Annotated in this window: 1 pseudogene; it reads left to right on the forward strand. The window is 41.7% G+C overall.

Annotated features, from left to right (window positions below):
• Positions 1 to 1,148 (forward strand): annotated as a pseudogene (locus tag ACSVH9_RS16240) (gliding motility-associated C-terminal domain-containing protein); the annotation flags it as partial.

A 1,148-nucleotide genomic window follows, 5' to 3' on the forward strand; every position in this document is an offset into this window, starting at 1 on the left:
ACAGTATCAAAAGTTACTATAGCAGTAACCCAAGCAGCTACGCCAATAAGCGCAGGACTCGTTCCAATATTAGACATAAACACTGGAAAAGTAAACGTACCAGCGGGCACCCCAGCAGGAAACTATATTATTAAATATCGTATTTGTGAAAAACTCAATTCAAGCAATTGCGATGAAGCGAATATTTTAATTACGGTAATAGCTGCAAAAATTGTAGCTACTAATGATACGGTGTCCAATGTTAATGGCTACGCAGGTGCCAATAGTGTAATTAACGCCTTAACAAATGACCAGTTGAATGCACTTCCAATGAAAGCATTGGATATAAAAATCACACAAATAACCCCACCGGTGGCTATCAATGGAGGCCCAGTACCAACGCTGAACCTAATCACTGGAAATGTGAGTGTGCCAGCCAAAACCCCAGCAGGTACCTATGTGATAGGCTATCAGGTTTGTGAAAAACTAAATCCAACGAATTGCGATGCAGCCAAAATCACAATAGTTGTCAACACTCCAGTGATTGATGCCATCAATGATGCAGTAGCAGTAACAAACGGTTATACAGGAGCACAAGATGTTCTTAATGTAACTCAAAATGATGTATTAAACGGCTCCAATGTTATAGCCTCTGAAATCACCACAACAGTAGTTACGCCTGCAAATTCAATCAATGCAGGAGCTATCCCAACACTGAATACCACAACAGGATACGTGAGCGTTCCAGCAGGTACCACAGCCGGAGTTTACACTATTGTGTACAGAATTTGTGAAACACTAAATCCAAGCAATTGTGATACAGCAACGGCAACCATCACGGTAAACCCACCAGTGATAGAAGCCAATGATGATTTGGTAGGAAGTATCAATGGATTGGTAGGTGCGACAGATGTAATCAATGCCATCACCAATGACAACTTGAACGGAGTTCCAATGCAACTTACCGAAGTAAACCTTACCGAATTAGTGCCAGCCACACCAATAGGAGGAGGATTAGTACCACAACTCGATACAGCAACAGGAGCAGTAAACGTACCGGCCAATACCCCAGTAGGAAGTTATAGCATCCAATACCGAGTATGCGAAAAACAAAATCCAACCAATTGCGATGATGCCACAATAACCATCAATGTAGTAGCTGCAAAAAT

Origin of the sequence: Flavobacterium sp. RSSB_23 (genome assembly GCF_051547145.1) — a bacterium.
Lineage (GTDB): Bacteria > Bacteroidota > Bacteroidia > Flavobacteriales > Flavobacteriaceae > Flavobacterium.